General features: G+C 67.8%; 22 protein-coding genes and 1 pseudogene. 12 read left to right on the top strand and 11 right to left on the bottom strand.

Going from position 1 to position 22,117, the window contains the following annotated elements:
- The first annotated feature begins 7 nt into the window (after positions 1-7).
- On the top strand, positions 8-388 hold the full coding sequence (locus RUTHE_RS06380; protein WP_021097515.1) for a hypothetical protein: 381 nt from the start codon (positions 8-10) through the stop codon (positions 386-388).
- A gap of 11 nt (positions 389-399) precedes the next feature.
- On the opposite strand, the pseudogene RUTHE_RS15975 reads toward RUTHE_RS06380, so the two are convergent.
- The 4 genes and pseudogenes from RUTHE_RS15975 to RUTHE_RS06360 all read right to left on the bottom strand — a co-directional run bounded on the left by RUTHE_RS15975 (position 400) and on the right by RUTHE_RS06360 (position 6,089).
- Positions 400-1,891: pseudogene (locus tag RUTHE_RS15975) on the bottom strand (Ppx/GppA family phosphatase).
- A gap of 129 nt (positions 1,892-2,020) precedes the next feature.
- Entirely contained in the window at positions 2,021-4,237 is a 2,217-nt protein-coding gene (locus RUTHE_RS06370; protein WP_051150382.1) for an RNA degradosome polyphosphate kinase, read from the bottom strand.
- Between the two features lie 23 nt (positions 4,238-4,260).
- Positions 4,261-5,025: an HdaA/DnaA family protein gene (locus RUTHE_RS06365; protein ID WP_021097511.1), complete on the bottom strand. Its 765-nt coding sequence runs from the start codon at positions 5,023-5,025 to the stop codon at positions 4,261-4,263.
- Positions 5,022-6,089, bottom strand: coding sequence for an AI-2E family transporter (locus RUTHE_RS06360; protein ID WP_021097510.1), 1,068 nt, complete (start codon positions 6,087-6,089; stop codon positions 5,022-5,024). The genes RUTHE_RS06365 and RUTHE_RS06360 overlap by 4 nt, the downstream gene beginning before the upstream one ends.
- Before the next feature lie 134 nt (positions 6,090-6,223).
- On the opposite strand from RUTHE_RS06360, the gene proS reads away from it, so the two are divergent.
- The 4 genes from proS to RUTHE_RS06340 all read left to right on the top strand — a co-directional run bounded on the left by proS (position 6,224) and on the right by RUTHE_RS06340 (position 10,511).
- Entirely contained in the window at positions 6,224-7,561 is a 1,338-nt protein-coding gene (gene proS, locus RUTHE_RS06355; protein WP_021097509.1) for a proline--tRNA ligase, read from the top strand.
- Positions 7,562-7,678: 117 nt separating this feature from the next.
- A complete protein-coding gene (locus tag RUTHE_RS06350; RefSeq protein WP_021097508.1) occupies positions 7,679-8,386 on the top strand; it encodes a ThuA domain-containing protein in 708 nt (235 codons plus the stop codon).
- A gap of 174 nt (positions 8,387-8,560) precedes the next feature.
- Positions 8,561-9,838: an ABC transporter permease gene (locus tag RUTHE_RS06345; protein WP_021097507.1), complete on the top strand. Its 1,278-nt coding sequence runs from the start codon at positions 8,561-8,563 to the stop codon at positions 9,836-9,838.
- Positions 9,831-10,511, top strand: a complete 681-nt coding sequence (locus RUTHE_RS06340) for an ABC transporter ATP-binding protein (protein ID WP_021097506.1) — start codon at positions 9,831-9,833, stop codon at positions 10,509-10,511. The genes RUTHE_RS06345 and RUTHE_RS06340 overlap by 8 nt, the downstream gene beginning before the upstream one ends.
- Positions 10,512-10,577: 66 nt before the next feature.
- On the opposite strand, the gene RUTHE_RS06335 is transcribed toward RUTHE_RS06340, so the two are convergent.
- The 5 genes from RUTHE_RS06335 to RUTHE_RS06320 all read right to left on the bottom strand — a co-directional run bounded on the left by RUTHE_RS06335 (position 10,578) and on the right by RUTHE_RS06320 (position 14,734).
- Positions 10,578-11,231, bottom strand: a complete 654-nt coding sequence (locus tag RUTHE_RS06335) for a hypothetical protein (RefSeq protein WP_040645383.1) — start codon at positions 11,229-11,231, stop codon at positions 10,578-10,580.
- Positions 11,232-11,272: 41 nt separating this feature from the next.
- Positions 11,273-11,767 (bottom strand): MBL fold metallo-hydrolase, encoded by a 495-nt coding sequence (locus tag RUTHE_RS17995; protein WP_021097504.1) that lies wholly within the window; start codon positions 11,765-11,767, stop codon positions 11,273-11,275.
- Positions 11,745-11,999, bottom strand: coding sequence for an MBL fold metallo-hydrolase (locus tag RUTHE_RS17990; protein ID WP_021097503.1), 255 nt, complete (start codon positions 11,997-11,999; stop codon positions 11,745-11,747). The genes RUTHE_RS17995 and RUTHE_RS17990 overlap by 23 nt, the downstream gene beginning before the upstream one ends.
- A 29-nt stretch (positions 12,000-12,028) precedes the next feature.
- Positions 12,029-13,981, bottom strand: coding sequence for a DNA topoisomerase IV subunit B (gene parE / locus RUTHE_RS06325; protein WP_040645382.1), 1,953 nt, complete (start codon positions 13,979-13,981; stop codon positions 12,029-12,031).
- 96 nt (positions 13,982-14,077) lie between these two features.
- Positions 14,078-14,734: a LysE family translocator gene (locus RUTHE_RS06320; RefSeq protein ID WP_021097501.1), complete on the bottom strand. Its 657-nt coding sequence runs from the start codon at positions 14,732-14,734 to the stop codon at positions 14,078-14,080.
- A gap of 121 nt (positions 14,735-14,855) precedes the next feature.
- Here RUTHE_RS06320 and RUTHE_RS06315 point away from each other — a divergent pair, with 121 nt between their 5' ends.
- From RUTHE_RS06315 to RUTHE_RS06295, 5 genes are all read left to right on the top strand, one after another.
- The gene (locus tag RUTHE_RS06315) at positions 14,856-15,740 is read left to right on the top strand and encodes an NAD-dependent epimerase/dehydratase family protein (protein ID WP_021097500.1); all 885 of its coding nucleotides are present in this window, start codon (positions 14,856-14,858) and stop codon (positions 15,738-15,740) included.
- A 147-nt stretch (positions 15,741-15,887) separates the two neighbouring features.
- Positions 15,888-16,637, top strand: a complete 750-nt coding sequence (locus RUTHE_RS06310; RefSeq protein WP_021097499.1) for a DUF1007 family protein — start codon at positions 15,888-15,890, stop codon at positions 16,635-16,637.
- Positions 16,525-17,469: a nickel/cobalt transporter gene (locus RUTHE_RS06305; protein ID WP_040645035.1), complete on the top strand. Its 945-nt coding sequence runs from the start codon at positions 16,525-16,527 to the stop codon at positions 17,467-17,469. The genes RUTHE_RS06310 and RUTHE_RS06305 overlap by 113 nt, the downstream gene beginning before the upstream one ends.
- Before the next feature lie 41 nt (positions 17,470-17,510).
- Complete coding sequence (locus RUTHE_RS06300; protein WP_021097497.1) at positions 17,511-18,887, top strand: MATE family efflux transporter; 1,377 nt, start codon at positions 17,511-17,513, stop codon at positions 18,885-18,887.
- Positions 18,888-19,496, top strand: a complete 609-nt coding sequence (locus RUTHE_RS06295) for a DedA family protein (protein WP_021097496.1) — start codon at positions 18,888-18,890, stop codon at positions 19,494-19,496. It abuts the gene before it with no gap.
- Between the two features lie 15 nt (positions 19,497-19,511).
- On the opposite strand, the gene RUTHE_RS06290 is transcribed toward RUTHE_RS06295, so the two are convergent.
- Positions 19,512-19,928, bottom strand: a complete 417-nt coding sequence (locus RUTHE_RS06290) for a hypothetical protein (protein WP_021097495.1) — start codon at positions 19,926-19,928, stop codon at positions 19,512-19,514.
- Complete coding sequence (locus RUTHE_RS06285) at positions 19,925-21,130, bottom strand: pyridoxal phosphate-dependent aminotransferase (protein ID WP_021097494.1); 1,206 nt, start codon at positions 21,128-21,130, stop codon at positions 19,925-19,927. Before RUTHE_RS06285 ends, RUTHE_RS06290 begins: the two co-directional genes overlap by 4 nt.
- 72 nt (positions 21,131-21,202) lie before the next feature.
- Between RUTHE_RS06285 and RUTHE_RS06280 the strand changes: the two genes are divergently transcribed.
- A complete protein-coding gene (locus RUTHE_RS06280; RefSeq protein ID WP_040645033.1) occupies positions 21,203-21,475 on the top strand; it encodes a succinate dehydrogenase assembly factor 2 in 273 nt (90 codons plus the stop codon).
- Positions 21,476-21,620: 145 nt separating this feature from the next.
- Positions 21,621-22,073 carry a MarR family winged helix-turn-helix transcriptional regulator gene (locus RUTHE_RS06275; protein WP_425413921.1) on the top strand — a complete coding sequence of 151 codons (453 nt, stop codon included), beginning with the start codon at positions 21,621-21,623 and terminating at the stop codon, positions 22,071-22,073.
- Positions 22,074-22,117: the final 44 nt, after the last annotated feature.

Raw genomic sequence — 22,117 nt, 5'->3', positions numbered from 1 at the left:
CCCGGGCATGAGGCCGATCGCTGTCCTGTCGCTTGTCCTGTGCACTGTCGCGCCCCCCCTGCCCGCGCAGGAGGCGGGTGAGGGGGAGGGAAGCCTCATCGCGCAGGGGGCCGAGCGGCTCCTGCGCGGGCTGATCGAGGAGATCCGTCCCCCGATGGAGGAGATGGCCGGGATCGGCGCGGAGATGCTGCCCACCTTCCGGCTGCTCGCGCGGGAGATGGGTCCGGCCTTCGTGGAGATCATCGAGCAGATCGATTCGATCCGGAACTACGAGCCGCCGGTCCTTCTCCCCAATGGGGACATTGTGTTGCGCCGGCGTCCCGATGCACCTCCCTGGACGCCGCCGGCGCAGCCTGCCCCACCGACGGGGGAGGGGGTCGAGCTCTGACCGCTGTCGGCCTATTCGCCGAAGCGCACCTCGGCCGTTGCCGACATCGCACGGGCCAGGGCGTTGAGGCGGGACTGGGCCACCTCGCCGAAGAGAGGCCGGGCGCGCGCCTCGATCGTCAGCTCCAGATGGCGGCGGTCCGGGCGCCAGACGAAAAGCCCCCGGCGCATCATGCGTCCCCAGCCACAGCATGGCCCCGAGGCGCATCGCCCGTCCGAGAATCTCGGCCTCGCGGGCGTCCTCTGCCGACAGGAGCTTGAAGAGGGCATCGAAGCGCGTCCCCTGATGGCGAGAGGCATAGCGATAGAGCAGGGCCAAACCGAGATAGACCCGTTCCTCATGCTTGATGCCGCCGAGATTGGCACGGGTGGCCGAATCCACGCAGGTTTCGGCCCGGTAGTCCGGATGCGCCCGCCAGTTGACATCATGCAGCAGGCAGGCGGCCTGGATGATGCGCCGGCGTTGCCAGTCGGCCTCGGGAAAGAGCGGCAGGACGAAATCGTAGAGGACACGTCCGAAACCCGGCAGGCGGGCGTCGCGAGCCTCCTGATAGCGGCAGGCCTCGAGCAGCGGATCCCTTTCGCGCAGGACGGGGGGCATCCGTTCGTAGAGAAGCCCCTCGCGCAGGCCATAGGAGGAGATGGCGATGTCCTTGGGCTGGAAGACCCGCACGAGTTCATCGAGAACCTGAACCGCGAGGGGGACGAGCTCCATCCGGTCCTGCGAGATGCCGAGCCTGCTGCGCAGCGCGGCGGGGTCGTTCTGGCCGATGAAGGCCCGGGTGGCAGCCACCGCCTCGGGCGACATGCGGTATTCGTGGAGCACCGTCAGCGGCCATTGACGCCGCTCCATGTCGATCCGGGCGATCGCCCGCCATGACCCGCCGACCAGGAAGAGCCGCATCCCCGTTTCGTGGCGCATCTCCTCATGCAGGCGGGCGACATGATGGGCAATATGGGCCGTCAGGGCCTTCTCTCCGCCCTTCACCTCCCGCAGCTTCAGCCCCCCGAGGGGCGAGGTGACGCGCCGGCCGACCCGCCCCTGGGCCAGATCGGCCAGTTCCATCGAGGCGCCCCCGATGTCGCAGACCAGGCCGTAGGAACCCGGCCAGCCCAGCAGCACCCCCTGGGCCGAAAGGCGGGCTTCCTCATCCCCCGGAATCACCTCGAGCCGCAGGCCTGTCCTCTCCTCGACCTCGGCCACGAAATCCGGTCCGTCCTCGGCCTCGCGGACGGCGGCCGTGGCGACAGCCATCAGGGGGGGCAGATCCATCCCGCGGGCCAGGGCTGCAAAGCGGCAGAGGGCGTCGATCGCGCGGCGGCGCCCCTTGGGGTTGAGCCGCCCCGTCTCCGACAGGCCGGCCCCGAGCGCGCACATGACCTTTTCGTTGTAGAAATAGGCAGGGCTGCGCGGCGCGCCGTCGAAGACGACGAAACGCACCGAGTTCGACCCCACATCGACAACACCCACATGCAGCTTGCCGTTGCCGGCCGGGGGAAACATCGATGCCGGGCCGCCCTGGCCGTTCTGCGCGGCGGGCGGCGCTGCATCGGCCTTCGGGGCGCCGTTCTGGGTCATCGCATCATCATCGGTATGGGGTCCTCCGGGGTCAGGCGAGGGGCGCAGGCGGGCTCACCGCTCGGCGGTCTGGGAGCTCTGGGGAAGGGTCAGCGCGCGCACATCCGCCGCCCCCTTGGAGCCGCGGCCGGACAGCGAAGGATTCTCCATGAAGAAACGGTGGCAGGAGAAGGCCGCGGGATCCTCGGCCCCTTCGGCGCGGCGGAAGCTGCCATCGGGCTGCATCAGCCAGCTCTGGGCCACATCGGCGAGATTCGCCGCCATGACCTGTTCCATGATCTGGGCCTTGACCGTCGGGTTCATCGCCTCGACGAGCGTCTCCACCCGGCGATCCATGTTGCGCCCCATCCAGTCGGCCGAGGAGAAGAACACACGCGCGCGCCGCGCCGGCAGACCATAGCCGTTGCCGAAGCAGACGATCCGGGAATGTTCGAGGAAACGGCCGACGATGGACTTCACCCGGATGTTCTCGGACAGACCCCGGATGCCCGGTCGCAATCCGCAGATGCCCCGCACCACCAGACTGATCGCCACGCCGGCCTGGCTGGCGGCATAGAGGGCGTCGATCAGATCCTCCTCGATCAGCGCATTCATCTTGGCCCAGATCGCGGCCGGCCGGCCGGCGCGGGCATGATCGGCCTCGGCCGCGATCAGCTCCAGGAGCCGCGCCTTCAGCGTCAGCGGCGAGATGGCGAGGTTCTCCATGCCCTCGGGGCGGGCATAGCCGCCGATGTAATTGAACAGCTTGGTCGCATCCCGCCCCAGACGGGGATCGGCCGTGAAGAGGGACAGGTCCGTGTAGATGCGGGCCGTGATGGGATGATAGTTGCCGGTCCCGAAATGGGTGTAGGTCACAAGGTTGCCGCCTTCGCGCCGGACCACGATGCTGACCTTGGCATGGGTCTTGAGCGTCGTGAAGCCGTAGACGACATGGGCCCCCGCCCGTTCGAGCCGGCGCGACTGGCGGATGTTTGCCGCCTCGTCGAAGCGGGCCTTCAGTTCGACCAGCGCGGTGACGGATTTGCCGTCCTCGGCCGCCTCGCAGAGCGCGTCCACGATCGGCGAATTGCGCGAGGTGCGGTAGAGCGTCTGCTTGATGGCGACCACATCGGGATCGCGCGCCGCCTGCTGGAGGAAGCGCACGACCATGTCGAAGGTCTCGTAAGGGTGGTGCAGGAGCATGTCCTTCTGGCGGATCGCCGCGAACATGTCGCCGCCATGGTCCTGCACGCGTTCGGGCACGCGGGGGGTGAAAGGCGGCCAGAGCAGATCGGGCCGGTTGTCCAGCACCAGTTCCTTCAGCGAGGCGATGCCGATCAGGCGGTCCACCTCCACCACCTCATGCGGTTCGACATGGAGGTTTTCCATGACAAGGGTCCGCAGCGAGGGCGGGGCGCCGGCGGTGATCTTGAGGCGGACCACCTCGCCGCGCCGGCGGCGCTTCAGGGCGGTCTCGAATTCGCGGACAAGATCCTCGGCTTCGTCCTCCACCTCCAGATCGCTGTCGCGCAGCACCCGGAAGGCGCAGGACCCGGTGACGCGATAGCCGGGAAACAGCCGGTCCAGATGCAGCAGCAGCAGTTCCTCGAGAGGCAGGAAGCGGTGTCCCCCTTCTGTCGGTAGGGCCACGAAGCGGTCGATCTGCGGCGGAACCGGCAGGAGTGCCCGAAGGGGTCGGCGGTCGCCGGCCCGGTCCAGCGCGAGGGCCAGGGCAAAGCCCTCGTTCGGGATGAAGGGAAAGGGATGGGCCGGGTCGATCGCCAGGGGCGACAGGACCGGGAACACGCGGGCGAGGAAATAGTCCTCGAGGAAGGGGCGGTCCGTCTCCTCCACATCGGTCCGGCTCAGGATGCGGATGCCTTCGGCGGCCATCGCCTCGCGCAGGCGCATGAAGGTCTCCTGCTGGGCGGCGATCAGGCGGCGGGCCTCGCTGTCGATGAGGGCGAGCTGCTGCGCCGGGGTGAGACCGTCCGGCGACGGGCTGGTGTTGCCGGCCCGGGCCAGCTCCCGCAGGCCCGCCACCCGGACGGAATAGAATTCGTCCAGATTGGTGGCGGAGATGGACAGGAAGCGCAGCCGTTCGAGAAGCGGCACACGGGGATTGTCAGCCTCTTCCAGGACGCGCGTGTTGAAGCCGAGCCAGCTCAGTTCGCGGTTGAAGAACCGGGCGGGTCCGCCGAGATCGCCTTCAGCTTCGCGCGGTTCGGGAAAGGGGGCGCGCAGGAAATCGGCGGGATAAACGGGGGGGTCGAGTCGTCCGGCATGACCGATCCTCGGCTCTCGCGTCGGGGCCTCTATGGACCGTCCTCGTCCTGCCTGTCCACGATTCGCCGCGCCAGCGGCAGGCTGACGCGGCGCCCTTCGGAGAGACTCAGACGGTCGAGCTTTGCCACCGCCTGTGCAGCAGCAGCGTGGGAGCGTTCGATCCGTCTGGCAAGATAGGCCAGAACGCCCGGTCCGGGAAAGAGGCCGCGATCGGCGAACTGCTTGGCCAGCAGGGCATGGAGAAGCACATCGTCCGGGGGTTCGATGCGGACGACATGGATGGCCTGCATCCGGCTGCGCAGATCGGGCAGGCGGATCTTCCAGCGTGAGGGCGGGCGGTCCGAGGTCAGCAGCAGTCGTCCGCCTGTCCGGGCCAGGTGGTTGTGCAGATGGAAAAGGGGCTCTTCGGCACTGTGCGGGAGGGCTTCGATCCCGTCGATGGCGACGGCGGCCGCGGGGGACGGCACAAGCGGCGCGGCGGAGAGGTCCCGTGCCTCGAGACGGATGGCCCCTGTCAGACCCTGCCAGATCCGCAACAGATGCGTCTTGCCCGAACCCTCCGGGCCGACCAGGGCCAGGCGCCCCTCGGGCCAGCGCAGCCCGCCGGCGATCATCGCATGGGCGGCCGCATTCGAATCCGACACGAAGAAGTCCTCCGGCCCGAGCGCCACCGGGAGCGCCCAGTCGAAGGAGAGCTGTTCGGCATCCGGGGCAGGGGGGGTGGAGCGGCGGACAGGACGGGGGATCTGTTCCGGCCAGTCCTCGCCCAGCAGCGACATCTGCGATCCCGTCATGACAGGGGTATCCCCCCGTTGCCCTGATAGAGGTGGCTCTGCTTGTACTTGCCGATGGCGAAGCGGACGAGGACGCCGATCACGGCCGCCAGCGGCACGGCCACGAGAACGCCCACAAAGCCGAACAGGGCACCGAAGGCCGACAGGGCAAACAGCAGCCAGACCGGATGAACGCCCACCCGATCCCCCACCAGTTTGGGCGTCAGGAAGTTGCCTTCCACGAACTGGCCGGACTGGAAGATCGCCCAGACCACGATCACCCAGATCCAATGGCCCCAGAACTGGAACAGCGCCAGCCCGATGGCCAGCACGCCACCGACCAGGGCGCCGACATAGGGAATGAAGGTGAGCGCCCCGGCGATCGCCCCCACAACGAGTCCGAAATTCAGCCCCACCGCCATCAGCGCCAGGGCATAATAGGTGCCGAGGATCAGGCAGACGAGCGCCTGCCCCCGGATGAATCCGGCCAGCGTGGCATCGATTTCGTGCGCCAGCACGCGGATCGTGGGGGCGTGGTCGCGGGGCAGCAGCTCGTCCAGACGGGCGATCATGTGATCCCAGTCGAGGAGCAGATAGAAGGTGACCACCGGCACGATGATGATGATGAGAAGCCAGTTGAGCACCCCCATGGCGCCCGACAGAAGCCGGTTCACCAATTCCCCTGTCCGGGCCTGCAAGCCGGCCACCGCATCGGCAAGCTGCTGGCGGACGGGCGAGGTCTCTTCCATCAGTTCGGGAAAGCGCTGCGTCAGCCAGTCCGTCACCTGCCCGATCAGCGTCGGCGTGATCCGCACCAGCGCCGTGGCCTGATCCACCAGCATCGGGATCAGCAGAAGGATGGCCAGCGTCAGGGCAAGAAGGGCGGACAGCGTGATGATGATGACGGCCCAGACCCGCCGCATGCCCCAGCTTGTCAGGCGGTCGGCGATGGGGTCGAGCAGATAGGCCAGTGCCCCCCCGATGAGGAAGGGCAGGATCACATTCCCCAGCAGCCACAACACCAGGAGGAAGAGGAGAGCCGCGATGCCCCAGATCTTTGCCTGCCGTTCGACCGAGATCGCCATCGAAACCCTCCGCCCCCTCTCCTATCGCTTGGGGGGCACGCCCTTGCAAGCACGGCGTGGCGAGGCCCCCGGCCGCGCTTGCCGGACCCGAAGGCTTGGTCTAGCACCCGCCGGGACGCCAAGAGGAACCCGCCATGCGCCTGACCCGCTACTTCCTGCCCCTGCTCAAGGAAAACCCCGCCGAGGCGCAGATCGTCAGCCATCGCTTCATGCTGCGGGCCGGCATGATCAAGCAGCAGGCCGCCGGCATCTATTCCTGGCTGCCGCTGGGCTGGCGCGTCCTGCGCCGCATCGAGCAGATCGTTCATGAAGAGCAGCAGCGCGCCGGTCACATCCCGCTTCTGATGCCCACGCTGCAACCGGCCGACCTGTGGCGGGAATCGGGGCGCTATGACGACTACGGGCAGGAGATGCTCCGCATCCGCGACCGGCAGGATCGCGAGATGCTCTATGGCCCCACGAACGAGGAGATGATCACCGACATCTTCCGCGCCCATGTGTCCAGCTACAAGGACCTGCCGCTCACGCTCTACCACATCCAGTGGAAGTTCCGCGACGAGATGCGGCCGCGCTTCGGCGTGATGCGGGGGCGCGAATTCCTGATGAAGGATGGCTACAACTTCGACATCGACCGGGACGCCGCGCTGCACGCCTACAACCGCCACATGGTCAGCTATCTGCGCACCTATGAGCGCATGGGCCTGACCGCGATCCCGATGCGCGCGGCCTCGGGCCCGATCGGTGGGGACAACACGCATGAATTCCTGGTGCTGGCCCAGACGGGCGAGTCGGAAGTCTTCTATGATGACCGCGTGACGCAGCTCAAGCTGGGCGCCCGCGAGATCGACTATGACGACCGCACCCAGGTGGCGAAGGTCTGCGAGGAGTTCACCACCCTCTACGCCCGCACCGACGAAACCCATGATCCCGCCCTCTTCGAACAGGTGCCCGAGGCGCATCGCCGGGTCGGCCGCGGGATCGAGGTGGGACAGATCTTCTATTTCGGCACCAAGTATTCCGAGCCCATGGGCGCCCTGGTGACCAATGCCGAAGGACAGCGGGTGCCTGTCCACATGGGCTCGCACGGGATCGGCGTGAGCCGTCTGGTCGGCGCGATCATCGAGGCCAGCCATGACGAGAAGGGAATCGTCTGGCCCGAGGGCGTGACGCCCTTCCATGCCGCCATCGTCAATCTCCGGCAGGGGGATGCAGCCTCGGACGCGGCCTGCGAGACGATCTATGCCGGCCTGAGGGCGCGCGGCCTCGATCCGCTCTATGACGACCGCGACGCCCGCGCGGGCGAGAAATTCGCCGCGATGGATCTGATCGGCCTGCCCTGGCGGATCACCGTCGGTCCGCGGGGCCTGGCTGCCGGGAAGGTGGAGCTGACCTCGCGCCGCAGCGGAGAGACCGAGGAGCTGTCGCCGGAGGCGGCAATCGACCGGCTGGCGCAGATCTATGCCGGCCGCTGACCGGCCGCAGCGGCCCCCCTGTCGGGCCCGACCGGGCCCGGGCTTGTCCCCGGTCGGCGGTTGACGGCGCGCGCGCGCCCCGTCAGGGTGCCCGCGCAAAGGCAGGGGGAGGATGCGATGAAGGCCCTGATCACCTGGGGCGGCTGGGAAGGGCATGAGCCCGAACAGGTCGCCGGGATCTTCCGGGCGATGCTGGAGGGAGAGGGGGCTTCGGTCGTCGTCACCGACAGCCTGGCCGTCTTCGACGACCCGGAGGGCCTGCGCGATCTCGATCTCATCGTGCCTGTCTGGACGATGGCCGAGCTGTCGCGCGAGGCGGCCACGCATGTTTCGGAGGCGGTGGCCCGGGGCACCGGCCTGGCCGGCTGTCATGGCGGCATGTGCGATGCCTTCCGCGCCAATCCGCTGTGGCAGTTCATCACGGGCGGCAACTGGGTCGCGCATCCGGGGGGGGATGGCGTGCGCTATCGCGTGACGCTCGACCCGGATCATGAGCTGACCGCCGGCATCGGCGACTTCGATGTCGAGACAGAGCAGTATTACCTGCATGTCGATCCGGCCAACCGCGTCTTGGCCAGGACGCGCTTTCCGACCGTGCCCTGGTATCATGCCCCCAACGGCCCGGTGGACATGCCGGTGGCCTGGACGCGTGCCTGGGGACATGGCCGGGTCTATTACAATGCGCTGGGGCACAAGGCCCGCGTCATCGCGGCAGGCCCCCCGCACGAGATGTTGCGCCGGGGCCTGATCTGGGCCGCGAAGGGCAAGGCGCTGGCCGCCGGCCGCGATGTGACCGCCTGGCAGAGCCCCGGAAGCCACTGGTAGCAGCGGACGGCTTTCCGGAGGGAAGAGGACGGGAAGGACTGCCGAAGGCCTTGGCCCGTCGCCCCCCTGTCTGTCGCTCTGTCTGCCTTTCTGCCTGCCTGCCTTCTGCCGGTCGCGTCACCGTCATGCCCCCCTGCATTGACTGTCGGCGCCGGCCCCCTATGGTCCGCCGCCATGACCCGGCCCTTTGCCTCCTTCGAATGGATGATCGCCTGGCGCTATCTGCGCGCGCGTCGCGCCGAAGGCGGCGTGTCGGTGATGACCTGGATCAGCCTTGTCGGCGTCACCCTTGCGGTGTTCGCGCTGATCGCCACGCTGGCCGTGCGGTCAGGCTTTCGCGAGGAATTCGTGGACACGATCCTGGGCGCCAATGCCCATGTGACGATCTATCCCGTTCCCGATCAGCCTGCCGGAAACCCGGCCGCCGCGGTGATCGCGGATGCGGCGGCGATGGCAGACCGGATCGGGGCCGTTCCGGGCGTCATCCGGGCCGCGCCGCTGGTGCGGGGGCAGGTCATGGCGACATTCCAGGGGCGCAATGCCGGGATCGAGGTTCTGGGTATCGCACCCGAGGATCTGGCCGCCATCCCGCGCATCGCCTCGCCGGAGATGGCGGAAGGGTCGATCGCCGATTTTCCGGCCGGGATCGCCATCGGATCGGGCATCGCGCGGGAGCTGGGTCTCTCGGTCGGCGACCGGCTGCGCATCATCTCGCCGGATGGGGCGCGCTCTCCCCTCGGAATCTCGCCACGGGTCTCGGCCTATACCGTGACCTACATCTTCACCGCCGGCCGCTACGACATCGACCGCACCCGCGCCTATCTCCCGCTCCAGGAGGCGCAGATCTTCTTCAACCGCGATGGCGTGGCCGACGAGATCGAGGTCATGCTGGCCGATCCGGACCGGGTCGAGGAGCTGGTCCCGGCCATCCTCGAGGCGGCCGGCCCCATGACCTATGCCTGGACATGGAAGGATGCCTCCGGCGCCTTCCTTCAGGCGCTGACGGTCGAGGACAACGTGATGTTCGTGATTCTGTCGGTCCTGGTCCTGATCGCGTCCATGAACATCATCTCGGGCCTCATCATGCTGGTGAAGAACAAGGGGCGCGACATCGGCATCCTGCGCACGATGGGGCTGACCGAAGGATCGGTGCTGCGGGTCTTCTTCATCGTCGGGGCGTCGATCGGCACCGCCGGCACGATCATGGGGGTCATCCTCGGCAGCGCCTTCGCGATCTGGATCGACCCGATCTTCTCGGCCGTGAACTATCTTGCCGGCGGGGGGGTCTGGGATCCCTCGATCCGCGGGCTCTACCGCCTGCCGGCCCGGCTGGAGGGGGGGGATGTCCTGTCGGCCGTCGCCCTGTCCCTGACGCTCAGCTGGTTCGTCACCCTGTTCCCCGCACGCCGGGCCGCGCGCATGAACCCTGTCGAGGCGCTTCGCTATGAATGACGCGCTGCGCCTGACGGGCGTCGTCAAGACCTACAATCCCGGCCTGCCCTCGGCCGTCGAGGTCCTGCGCGGGGTCGATCTGGCCATCGCCGGGGGCGAGGTGGTCGCGCTGGTCGCCCCTTCGGGTGCCGGCAAGTCCACGCTGCTTCATGTCGCTGGCCTTCTCGATACCCCTGACAGGGGAAGCGTAGCGATCGGCGGCGAGGACATGACCCGTCAGAGCGACCGGGCCCGCACGCTCGCCCGGCGCGCAAGGGTCGGATTTGTCTATCAGTTCCATCACCTTCTGCCGGAGTTCACCGCTCTCGAGAATGTCGTCCTGCCGCAGCTGGCGGCCGGAGCGCGCCGGGACGCAGCCGAGGAGCGCGCGCGTGCGCTGCTCGACCGCGTCGGCGTGCTTTCCCGGGCCGGGCACAGACCGGCGGCCCTGTCGGGCGGAGAGCAGCAGCGCGTCGCCTTCTGCCGCGCCCTGGCCAACCGGCCCGGGCTGCTGCTGGCGGACGAACCCACCGGCAATCTCGATCCCGAGACTTCCGAACAGGTCTTCGCTGCGCTCATGGAGCTGGCGCGCCAGGAAGGGCTGGCCGCGCTGGTGGCGACCCACAACCTGGCCCTTGCCGCCCGGATGGACCGCATCCTGCGGCTCGAGGGGGGGCGCGTCGTTCCCGGCTGAGAGATCGGCCCTTCGATCCGCTGCGGGCGGTCCCGGCGCCGCTGCGCAACCGGCCGGGGGCCTTTCTCAGTCGCAGATGCCTTCGATCTCGACCCCGCTCCAGGGGAGGATCGCCGCCCGCGGGCCCGGCGCATCCAGGGGGGCGAGGGGGAAATACTTCGCCAGCAGCGCATGCAGCCGGGCCGTCCGCGGCGCATCGGGCGCCAGCGTGCGGCAGCAGACATATTCCTCCATGATCGAGCCCTGCTGCTCGTAGCCGTAGTCGAGAAAATCCGTCGAGGTTGCGAGGTCGAACAGATAGGGATCGGGCGAGCCGGCATGTTCGAAGGCGGCGCGCAGGGGGTGATAGCCCGTCAGCTCCCGGTTCTGCCACTGCCAGACATGGACCATCTCATGGGCCAGAAGCATCGCCTCGGCCAGGGGGATGACATCGGGCCAGCCGGCCGCCATGTCCTCGCGGTAGAGATCGCGGCGCACATGCACATCCTCGAAGAGGGCCAGCGCGCCGGTGTGGACACGGATGGTGGGCCCGTCCGGGGGCGGGTAGATCCGCGCCTGGCAGGTGGTCCGCGGCGGGGCCGGCACTTCGCGCGGTGCGACGATGGCAAGGCCGTCATGCAGGCGGACATTGTCGGCCAGGATCGTGTCGCCATGCAGCGTGGCGAGGAAGGCGCGTTCGCCGGGGGCCAAGGGACGGCCGCAGGCCGCCAGCAGGGTCATGGCGACAATCAGCGCGAGGCAGGATCTGCCGGGCCGGGGGATCACGGGACGTTCCTCGGACAGGTGGCGGGATCAGAGGGGGAGGGGGACGAGGACCTCCGGTTCCAGCACTCGCGTTCCTTCGGGCACGCCCTGCCGCAGCGCCGTGGCATCCTGCTCCAGCAGCGGGAAGGTGCGATAGTGGCAGGGGATGACCGTGTGGAAGCGGAACCAGCGCCGGCAGGCAAGGCCGCGCGCGTCATGTCCATCGTGAAATGCCCGCCGGCCGAAAGGATTCCGATGGTCGGCCGGTGCAGGTCCGCCATCCATTCCATGTCGGCCATCAGGTCGGTGTCGCCGGAGAGATAGATCGTCTCGCCTTCGCCGGCGATCATGTAGCCGGCCTCGGCCCCGGCATAGACGGGCCCGGCGTCCCCGGAGACGGAGGAGGAATGCACGGCATTCACCATCGTCACCCGCGCGCCGTTCAGCGTCACCGTCCCGCCCTTGTTGAAACCGATCGTCTCGATTCCGTCACGCGCGGAAAGCCAGGACATCAGGTCGAAGATGCCGGCGACGGGGATCCCCCCTCTCGCGGGCGATGGCGACGGCATCCGAGGCATGATCGCCATGGCCATGCGTCAGCAGCACATGCGTCGCCCCTTCGAGGGCCTCGGCCCGCCTTTCGGCCGGAAACATCGGATTTCCCGACAGCCAGGGGTCGACAAGGAGCACGGCCCCTTCGATCTCGATGCGGAAGCCGGCATGGCCGAGCCAGGTGATCTTCATCTCTCCCCCCTTCGGGCAGGCGCCCTCCGTCACACGTCCAGTTCTTCCACGAAGCGGGCGTTCTCCTGGATGAACTGGAAGCGCAGCTCGGGCTTCTTGCCCATGAGACGCTCGACCAGATCCTCGGTCTCGCCCGGCTCCTCGTCGGCCAGTGTCACGCGGATCAGGCGGCGCGTCGCCGGATCCATCGTCGTGTCCTTCAGGTCCTTGGCGTCCATTTCGCCCAGACCCTTGAAACGCTGCACCTCGATCCGGCCCTTTCCGCCAAGGCCCCGCGCCAGCCAGTAATCCTTCTCGGCGTCATTGGCGACATAGAGCCGCTTTGCCCCCTGGGTGAGGCGATAGAGCGGCGGGCAGGCCAGATACAGATGCCCCCGTTCGATCAGCGGCCGCATCTGCGTGAAGAAGAAGGTCATCAGCAGCGAGGCGATATGCGCGCCGTCCACATCGGCATCGGTCATGATGATGACCTTCTCGTAGCGCAGGTCATCGATGCGGAAGTGGCTTCCCATGCCGACGCCCAACGCCTGCGCCAGATCGGCGATTTCCTGATTGCTCCCCAGCTTGGCGGAGGCTGCGCCGAGGACGTTCAGGATCTTGCCCCGGATCGGCAGCAGAGCCTGCGTGCGCCGGTCCCGTGCCGCCTTGGCGGAGCCGCCTGCCGAATCGCCCTCGACGATGAAGATCTCCGTCCCCTCGCGCGAGCTGGCCGAACAGTCCACGAGTTTGCCCGGCAGGCGCAGCTTGCGCGTGGCCGATTTGCGCGCCGTCTCCTTTTCCTGACGGCGGCGGATGCGTTCCTCGGCCCGCAGGGACAGGAAGTCGAGGATCGCGCCGGCGGCCTTCGGATCGGCGGCAAGCCAATGGTCGAAGTGATCGCGCACGGCGCCTTCGACCAGACGGGCCGCATCCTGGGTGGCAAGCCGGTCCTTGGTCTGGCCGACGAATTCGGGATCGCGGATGAAGCAGGACACCAGCGCACAGCCGCCCGAAAGCAGATCCTCGCGCGTGATGGCCTCGGCCTTGCGGGATTTCGTCAGCTCCCCGTAGTTGCGCAGGCCCTTGAGGATGGCCTGCCAGAAGCCCGTCTCATGGGTGCCGCCCTCGGGGGTGGGGATGGTGTTGCAGTAGCTCTGGACGAAGCCATCGCGCGAAGGCGTCCAGTGGATCGCCCATTCCACCTTGCCGGGCACGCCGAACTTGTCCTGGAAGGACACGGAGCCGGCGAAGGGTCGCTCGGAATAGGTTTCGGCATCTCCCAGTGTCTCGGCCAGATAGTCGGCCAGACCGCCGGGAAACCGGAAGGTGGCCTCCGTGGGGGTGCTGCCGTCGTCGATCTCGGACTTCCACCGGATCTCCACCCCGGAGAAGAGATAGGCCTTCGAGCGCGCCATGCGGAACAGCCGCGACGGGCGCAGGCGGTGATGGCCGAAGATCTCCGGATCCGGGTGGAAGGTGCTCTGCGTGCCGCGCCGGTTGGGCGCCGCGCCCAGCTTCTGCAACGGGCCGAGCGGCACCCCGCGGGAGAAGCGCTGTTCGTAGAGTTCGCGGTTGCGCGCCACCTGCACCACAAGGGAATCCGACAGCGCATTGACGACCGAGGCCCCGACCCCGTGAAGCCCGCCCGATGTCTCGTAGGCCTTGCCCGAGAACTTGCCCCCGGCATGCAGCGTGCAGTGGATCACCTCGAGCGCCGACTTGTCCGGAAAGCGCGGATGGGGATCCACCGGAATGCCGCGTCCGTTGTCGCGGACCGTGACCGATCCGTCGGCATGCAGCTCCAGCTCGATGCGGGTGGCATGGCCCGCCACGGCCTCGTCCATCGAATTGTCGAGGATTTCCGCCACCAGATGATGCAGGGCATGTTCGTCGGTGCCGCCGATATACATGCCCGGCCGCTTGCGGACCGGCTCCAGCCCCTCGAGCACTTCGATCGAGGAGGCATCATAGCTGTCCGGGGCAGAGAGAAGATCGTCGGCCATCATGCTTGTTCCTGCTCTGTTCCGTCCACTATGGCAGGGGAGGCGTCCGGCCGCAACCGGACGGGCGCCATTGCCGGCCCGGTTGGGGCCTTCCGGCTATCCCCGGGCCTGGGTGCGCAGGATGGCGATGGCAAAGACGCCGAACACGCCGGCAAAGAGCCGGTCGATCCAGCGCAGGATCCCCGGATGCCGCCGCAGATGCCCCACCAGCCGGTCGGCCCCGAGGATGAGGGCGGCGGAGAGGACGAAATTCAGGGCCACGAAGTAGAGCCCCAGAAAGAGCAGCTTTGCGCCTGCGTGCGGATCGCTGGCCGAGACAAAGGCCGGCAGGAAGGTGATGAAGAACAGCACCACCTTGGGATTGGCGAGATTCGTCACGAGGCCGGTGACGAAGGACGGCCAGAGGGCCAAAGAGGCCGGGGATCTCCGGCCCTCGATCTGCAAGGCCGAGCCGTGGCGCAGCGTCTGCCAGGCCAGCCAGAGCAGATAGCAGGCCCCGGCCGCCTTGAGCAGGGCGAAGGCAACCGGCGAGGCCGCGATCAGGACCGAGATCCCCCCGGCGGCCAGCGCCGAATGGATCACGCAGCCGGCCGATGTGCCCATCATCGCCGCAAGGCCCGCCCGCCGCCCGCCCTGCAGGGTCCGCGCGATCCACAGGCTCATGTCCGGTCCCGGTGTCACGAACAGGACGAAGCCGGCCATGGTGAAGGCCAGCAGCACGGGCCAGTCGGGCAGGAAGGGCAGGGCGTTCATGGGGCGGGTCTCCGGCTCGGGGCAAGCTCTAGTGCCTGGATGCGCGCAGGTCCATCCTGCCTGACAGGCTTGCAACCGTCCGATGGGCAGGCTTCACTGGCCCCATTCCACGGAGGTTCCCATGCGTGTCTTCTTCACCGGCGGCTCCGGCAAGGCCGGACGCCATGCGATTCCCCTGCTGCAGAAAGCCGGGCATCAGGTCGTCAACATCGATCTGGTTCCGCTGCGCCATCCCGGCGTGCCGGATCTCCGCGTGGATCTCACCGATGCGGGACAGGTCTTCAACGCCATGGCCTCGCATGCCTCGGGGGCCGAGCTGGAGCCGGGCACCGGCGCGCCGCGCTACGATGCCGTCGTGCATTTCGCGGCGATCCCGTCGATGTTCCTGACCGCCGACAACGAGACCTACCGCGTCAACACGCTGTCCACCTTCAATGTGCTGGATGCCGCAACCAAGTTCGGCATCCGCAAGATCATCATCGCCTCCTCGGAGACGACCTACGGCATCTGCTTTGCCGATGGCGAGGTGCGGCCTGCCTATATCCCGGTGGACGAGGACCATCCCACCATCCCCCAGGACGCCTATGCGATGTCCAAGGTCGTGAACGAGGTGACGGCCCGCAGCTTCCAGGCGCGCACGGGTGCGGACATCTATGTCCTGCGCATCAACAACGTGATCGAGCCGCACGAATATCTCGATCTGGCGCCCCTCTGGCGAGAGCGGCCCGAGATCCGGCGTCGCAACGTCTTTGCCTATATCGATGCCCGCGACCTCGGGCATATGGTGGACTGCTGCCTGCGGACGGACGGGCTTGGCTATCAGGTGTTCAACGTCTCGAACGACGACTCCTCGGTGGGGCTGGACAGCGCCGAGGTGATCCGCCGCTTCTATGACGGCGTGCCCGTCCGGCGCCCGATCAAGGGCCATCAGACCTTCTACAGCAACGAGAAGGCAAGAAGGATGCTGGGCTTTTCGCCCTCGCATGGCTGGCGGGACCTGCCCTGAGGGCGCATGACCTGCCGGCGCCTGTCCGCCCGTCTGTGGCAGGCGCTCCTGCCGGGGGCGCCGTGCCGACCGGCCTGTCGGCGAAGTTCCGCGAGTGCGGCGGCCGATGCGTTGATCAGGGCCCAGCCTGCAGGATAGGGCCGGGGCATGAGGATCGCGCTTCGCCCCGCTGCCGTCGCCCTGCTCGTGCTGCCGCAGGCCGTCGCGGCCCATCCGCATGTGTTCGTCGAGACCGCCATGGAGGTCCTGATCGAGAATGATGCGGTGACCGCCATCCGGCTCACCTGGACCTATGACGCCTTCTTCTCGCTCCTGCTGACCGAGGATCTGGGCCTCGATCCCGATGGGGATGCCATCCTCACGCCCGATGAGACCGCCAGGCTCGCGGCCAGCGTGATGGACTGGCCACCGGATTATCAGGGCGATCTCGTCGTCACGCAGGGCGGGCAGGCCCAGCCCCTCGGCGAACGCCGCGAACATCATGTCGCCTTCGAGGATGGCCGGGTCGTGGAGACCCATCTGCGCCCGCTCCTGCGGCCCGTGCCGGCCGACCTGCCGGTCATGGTGGAGAACTACGATCCCTATTACTACACCGCCTATACCGTGCAGCCCGGGATTCGGATCTCCGGGGGACCGGCGTGCACGGCCAGCCTGATCCCGGCCGATCCCGTCGCCGCGCAGGCCGAGGTGGACCGTATCTGCAGGGGCTCGACATTGCCGGGGCCGGACCGGAGGTGCAACTGCCGCCGGTGGGATACGCCTTTGCGGATCGGGTGGACATCCTGTGCGGCGGCTGATCCCCTTCCTGGCCCTGGCGGTGCTGGCCGCGCTGATCTGGCTGTGGGGCTTCGGCGGGGCCGAGCGGATCGCGCGATGGGCTGCCTCTGGCCAGCGTGAGGTGCAGGAGGCGATGGCAGGCATGCTCCGCCGTCTTCGTTCGGGCGATCCCCAGGCCCTTGTCGCGCTCTGGGCGCTGTGCTTCGGCTATGGCGTCCTGCATGCGGCAGGGCCCGGTCATGGCAAGCTGGTGATCGGGGCTGTCGGGATCGGGCGGCGCATGACCTGGTTGCGTCTGGCGGGGCTTGCCCTCGCCTCCTCGCTCGCGCAGGCACTGACGGCGGTGCTGCTGGTGGGAGCGGGGGTCCTGCTGCTCGACTGGTCGCGCGAAAGGATGCAGATCCTCGCCGACCGGGGACTGGCCCTCCTCTCTGCCGTCATGATCGGGGCCTTGGGCGCCTGGCTTTTGTGGCGCGGGTTGAGGGCGCTGCGCCGCGCCTTCGCCCCGGACCGGGAGCAGCGTGGCGGCCAGACCCTGTCGCGCGATCCCGCCCTTGTGCCTCCCCTTGAGGGGCGTCCTGCGACCTGTGCCGTCTGCGGCCATGCCCATGGACCCTCCTGGGAACAGGCCGAGCGGGTCCGCTCCTGGCGCGAAGGGGCTGCGGTGGTCGGGTCCATTGCGGTCCGGCCCTGCACGGGGGCGCTGTTCCTGCTGGTGCTGACCTGGCAGATGGGCCTGTTCCCCGCCGGGGTGGCAGGAGCCTTTGCCATGGCGTTCGGAACCGCCGTGGTCACCATGGCGGTTGCCGCCGGCTCTGTCCTGATGCGCGAAGGACTTCTGATGCGGCTGGGCAGCGCTTCGCTGATGGCCCGCGTGATGGGCGGCGCCGAGATGCTGGCGGGTCTGCTGATCCTGACACTGGCCTGGGCTCTGTGGCAGCAGGCCCTCTGACGGGCTGGACCCGGACAGCGCCGCCCTCTATGTCCGCTGTCATGACCAGCTCTCCCGCCCTCGAGACTGCCCCGGCTGTCGGCCTCGGGGGACAGACCCGCGCCCTGATCGGGCTGGCCCTGCCTCTGGTCGGGTCGAATCTTGCGGGTTTCGCCATCCATCTCACGGATGTCGTCCTGATGGGGCGCTATGACGTGACCGCGCTGGCAGGCATGGTGCTGGCCTCCTCGCTCTATGTCATCGTGTTCCTGACAGGATCGGGCTTTGCCATCGCCGTGATGCCGCTTGTGGCGACGGCTGCCGCCGAAGGCCGCGTAACGGATGTCCGGCGCGTCACGCGGATGGGCCTCTGGCTCTCGGGGGGGTTCACGGTCTTCGCCATGCCGCTGATGCTGGCTTCGGGGCGGCTCTTTGCGGCCATGGGTCAGGATCCGGCAGTGGCCGACCATGCCGCGCGTTATCTCTGGATCGGGGGCTGGGCCCTCCTGCCGGCGCTGGTCATTGCCGTGCTGCGCTCCTTCCTGTCCGCGCTGGAACGGACCGCAGTCCTGCTGTGGACGACCCTGGGCATGGTCGTTCTCAATGCGCTGTGGGGCTATGCCCTGATCTTCGGCGCCTGGGGCCTGCCCGAGATGGGCATCGAAGGGGCGGCCTGGGCCGCGCTGGCCACCAATGCTCTCGGCGCGGTGCTGCTGCTGGTCTATGCCGTCTGGCGGCTGCCCGAATACCGGCTGCTCCAGCGGATCTGGAAGCCCGATCCCGGGGCCCTCGCCCGGGTGTTCAGGCTGGGCTGGCCGATCAGCGGCCAGCTTCTGGCGGAGGTCGGGCTCTTTGCCGGTTCGGCCGTGATGGTCGGCTGGGTCGGTGCCATCCCCCTGGCCGCGCATGGCGTGGCGCTCCAGCTCGCCTCGGCGGCCTTCATGGTCCATCTGGGGATCTCGCAGGCGGCGACCGTGCGCGTCGGCCGGGCCGTGGGTCTGCGGGACGGGGCCGGGATGCGGCAGGTCGCGCTCGCGGCGGTGCTGCTGTCGGGGGGCTTTGCCCTGGTGACCTCGGCGGCCTTCCTGCTGATGCCCGAAACCCTTCTGGACAATTTCGTCAAGGACAGCGACCCCGCCCGGCCCGAGGTTCTGGCCGTGGGCTCCACCCTGCTGGCCCTTGCCGCCCTGTTCCAGCTTTTCGACGGGGCCCAGATCGTCGCGATGGGCCTTCTGCGGGGCCTTCAGGACACGGCCCTGCCCCTTCTCATCGCCGGGCTGAGCTACTGGGGCCTTGGCCTGTCGGCAGCCTACGGGTTGGGATTCGTCGCCGGCCTCGATCATGTCGGCGTCTGGCTCGGCCTCGTGCTCAGCCTCGTGGCCGCATCGATCCTTCTACTGGCGCGTTTCGGCAGTCTGATCCGGCAATACGGAGCCTGAATGTTCGACCTCATCACCGGCTGGATCCAGACTGGCGGCCTTGCGATGGTAGGCCTGCTGATGGTGCTGGAGAATGTCTTTCCGCCCATCCCCTCGGAACTGATCGTTCCTCTGGCCGGCTACGAGGCGGCGCAGGGGAGCTTTTCCCTCATCGCCCTGCTGATCGTCGCGACGCTCGGTTCGCTCCTCGGCACGCTGATCTGGTATGGCCTCGCACGGGCCTGGGGACATGACCGCTTCCTGCGCTTCGTGGATCGCTGGGGGCCCTGGCTCACCCTCTCGCCCGAGGAGGCGGACCGCGCCATGGACTGGTTCGCCCGCCACGGACGAGCCGCCGTCTTCTTCGGACGGCTCGTGCCGACCGTGCGGACGCTGATCTCGGTCCCGGCCGGTCTGTCGGGGATGAATCCCCTGGCCTTCCTCCTGTTCACCGCTGCGGGAAGCTTCCTCTGGATCGTGATCCTGGCCGGTGCAGGCTATCTCCTGCGCGAGAACTACGACCGTGTGGAGCAGTGGCTGAACCCCCTCTCCACGCTTGTCGTTATCCTGATCCTGGGGACCTATCTCTATCGTCTGGTCACGGGTCTGTGGCGGCGCGGGCGACGCTGACCGTGCTCACCGGGGTCACCGCGAGCTGTCCTCCGCCCCGCGCATGAGCCGCTCTGCCTTGCGTCGCACCAGCACCGAGCGCAAGTCGTGCATGGCCAGGAGAAGGGCATCCGTCACCTCGTCGAGCTGCGCATCCGTGGCCTGCGACTGGGCCCATTGCGCAGTCAGGTTCAGATGATCGATGGTGCGATGGATATCGTCGATCTCGCGCCGGGCCATGAGGGCCTGGCGCCGGCCGATCCAGTCGCGGATCGCTGCGTGATCCTCCTCGGTCAGGGCGCGTTCGCCCTGCGGACGGATGTTGCCGTTGCGCAGGTTGACGACGGCGATCGGCTCCATCTCGATCCGGCGCTGACGGTTATCGGTGTCCACGCGGAACACCGCTGCGCCATTTTCCTTGATCCGGAAATAGTAGGGGGGCAGGTCGGTCATCGGGACAGCCCTTCGCAGAATGACCGGATCCGCAGGCAGGCCTCGCGGAGCTGGTCCTCGCCTGTGGCATAGCTCACGCGGAAGGCCGGAGACAGGCCGAAGGCCTCTCCCGGGACGACAGCCACACCGGTCTCCTCCAGAAGGGCTTCGGCAAAGGCGGTGTCCGAGTCGATCCGCCGCCCTCCCCGGCTGACCGCCCCGATGCAGTCCGCGATCGAAGGATAGACATAGAAGGCCCCCTGCGGGCGCGGGCATGCGATGCCGGGCGCCTGGTTCAGCAGATCGACGACCAGATCGCGTCGTTTCTGGAACAGGGTGCGGTTCGGCTCGAGAAAGTCCTGCGGACCGGTCAGGGCCGCCACAGCCGCCCACTGGCTGATGGAGCAGGGGTTGGAGGTGCTCTGCGACTGGATCCGGGCCATCGCACGGATCAGCTCCTCGGGACCGGCGGCATAGCCGATCCGCCAGCCGGTCATCGCATAGGCCTTGGAGACGCCGTTGACCGTCAGCGTCCGGTCCTTCAGGCGCGGTTCGACCTGCGCGATGGTGGCGAAGCGGAAGCCGTCGAAGACGAGATGTTCGTAGATGTCGTCGCTCAGCACCCGGACATGCGGATGGCGCAACAGCACATCGGCCAGGGCCCGGAGCTGCGCGGAGTCATAGCCGGCTCCGCTCGGATTGGATGGCGAACACAGGATCAGCCATTTGGTCCGGGGTGTGATGGCGGCCTCGAGCTGGTCCGGCATGAGGCGGAATCCCTGTTCGGGTCCGGCCGTCACCGGAACCGGCGTGCCGCCGGCCAGAAGCACCATGTCCGGATAGCTGACCCAGTAGGGCGCCGGGATGATCACCTCGTCACCGGGATTGAGGGTCGCCATCAGCGCGTTGTAGATCACCTGCTTGCCGCCGGTGCCGACGCTGATCTGCGAGGGGGCATAGTCGAGGCTGTTCTCGCGGGCGAACTTGGCGCAGATCGCCTGCTTCAGCTCGGGGATGCCATCCACGGCGGTATATCGGGTGCGCCCTTCGCGGATGGCGCGGATGGCCGCCTCCCTGATATGGTCGGGCGTATCGAAATCCGGCTCTCCGGCGCTCAGCCCGATGACGTCGCGACCGGCTGCCCGCATCTCCATGGCGCGCGTGGTCATGGCGATGGTGGGCGATGGCTTGACTCGGTCGAGGGCGGCAGAAAGGAAGGGCATGGGACGGCTCCGGATTGCAGGCGCAATAGGGCGCGATCCGGCCGGATCGACAAGCGGGGAAGGGGAAGGGGCGTGACGGAATCGGCTCAGGCGCGGCTTGGCCGCCTCAGACATCGCAGCATGTGGCGCGGCATCCGCGAGATGGACCTGATCCTGCGCGATTTCGTCGATCATGAACTGACCGGCCTGACGGCGGAGGAGCTGGACCTCTACGAGGCGATGCTGGCCGAATCCGATCATGACCTGCTGGCCTGGGTGGCGGGAAGGGCGGATCCGCCCGAGCGGTATGCGTCCCTGATTGCCCGTTTGCGCCATCGTGCCGTTGGTCTGACCCGTCCCGGATGATCGAATTTTATCGAAAGATCCTGAGCTCTTAACGGTATCTTGAGAAATTCCTGTCACGGTCTGGCAGACGCCCCAGCCAGAGACTGTGACGATGAATGTCCGTGCCACGCTTGACCCGCCTGCCTCAGCCCGCGACGCGGCCTTCATGGCCAGCTATCTTGATGCGCTCCACCTGGTGGAGCGGCTTCACCGCCTCCTGCTCGATGTCATCAAGGACGAGTTCGAGCGACTCGGCATCCTTGAGGTCAACCCCGTCCAGGCCCTGCTGATGTTCAACATCGGCGAGAACGAGGTGACGGCGGGCGAGTTGAAATCGCGCGGCTACTACCAGGGCAGCAATGTCAGCTACAACCTCAAGAAACTGGTGGAGCTGGGCTACATGCACCACCAGCGGTCGGAGATTGACCGACGATCCGTGCGCGTCCGCCTGACCGAGAAGGGCCGGCGCCTGCGGGATGTCGTGGCCCGTCTCTTTGCCACCCATGCCGAAGGTCTGATCGAGCGGGGCATCCTCGACCATTCGACCATGGATGACATCACCCGGGCCCTGCGTCGTGTCGAACGCTACTGGAGCGATCGCATCCGCTACATCTACTGATTGGCTTTCCGGCCGGGTCGGTCGGCGCCCCGTTAGCCCAGAAG

Origin of the sequence: Rubellimicrobium thermophilum DSM 16684 (assembly GCF_000442315.1) — a bacterium.
Lineage (GTDB): Bacteria > Pseudomonadota > Alphaproteobacteria > Rhodobacterales > Rhodobacteraceae > Rubellimicrobium > Rubellimicrobium thermophilum.
This window is presented reverse-complemented; position numbering and strand designations above follow the sequence as displayed.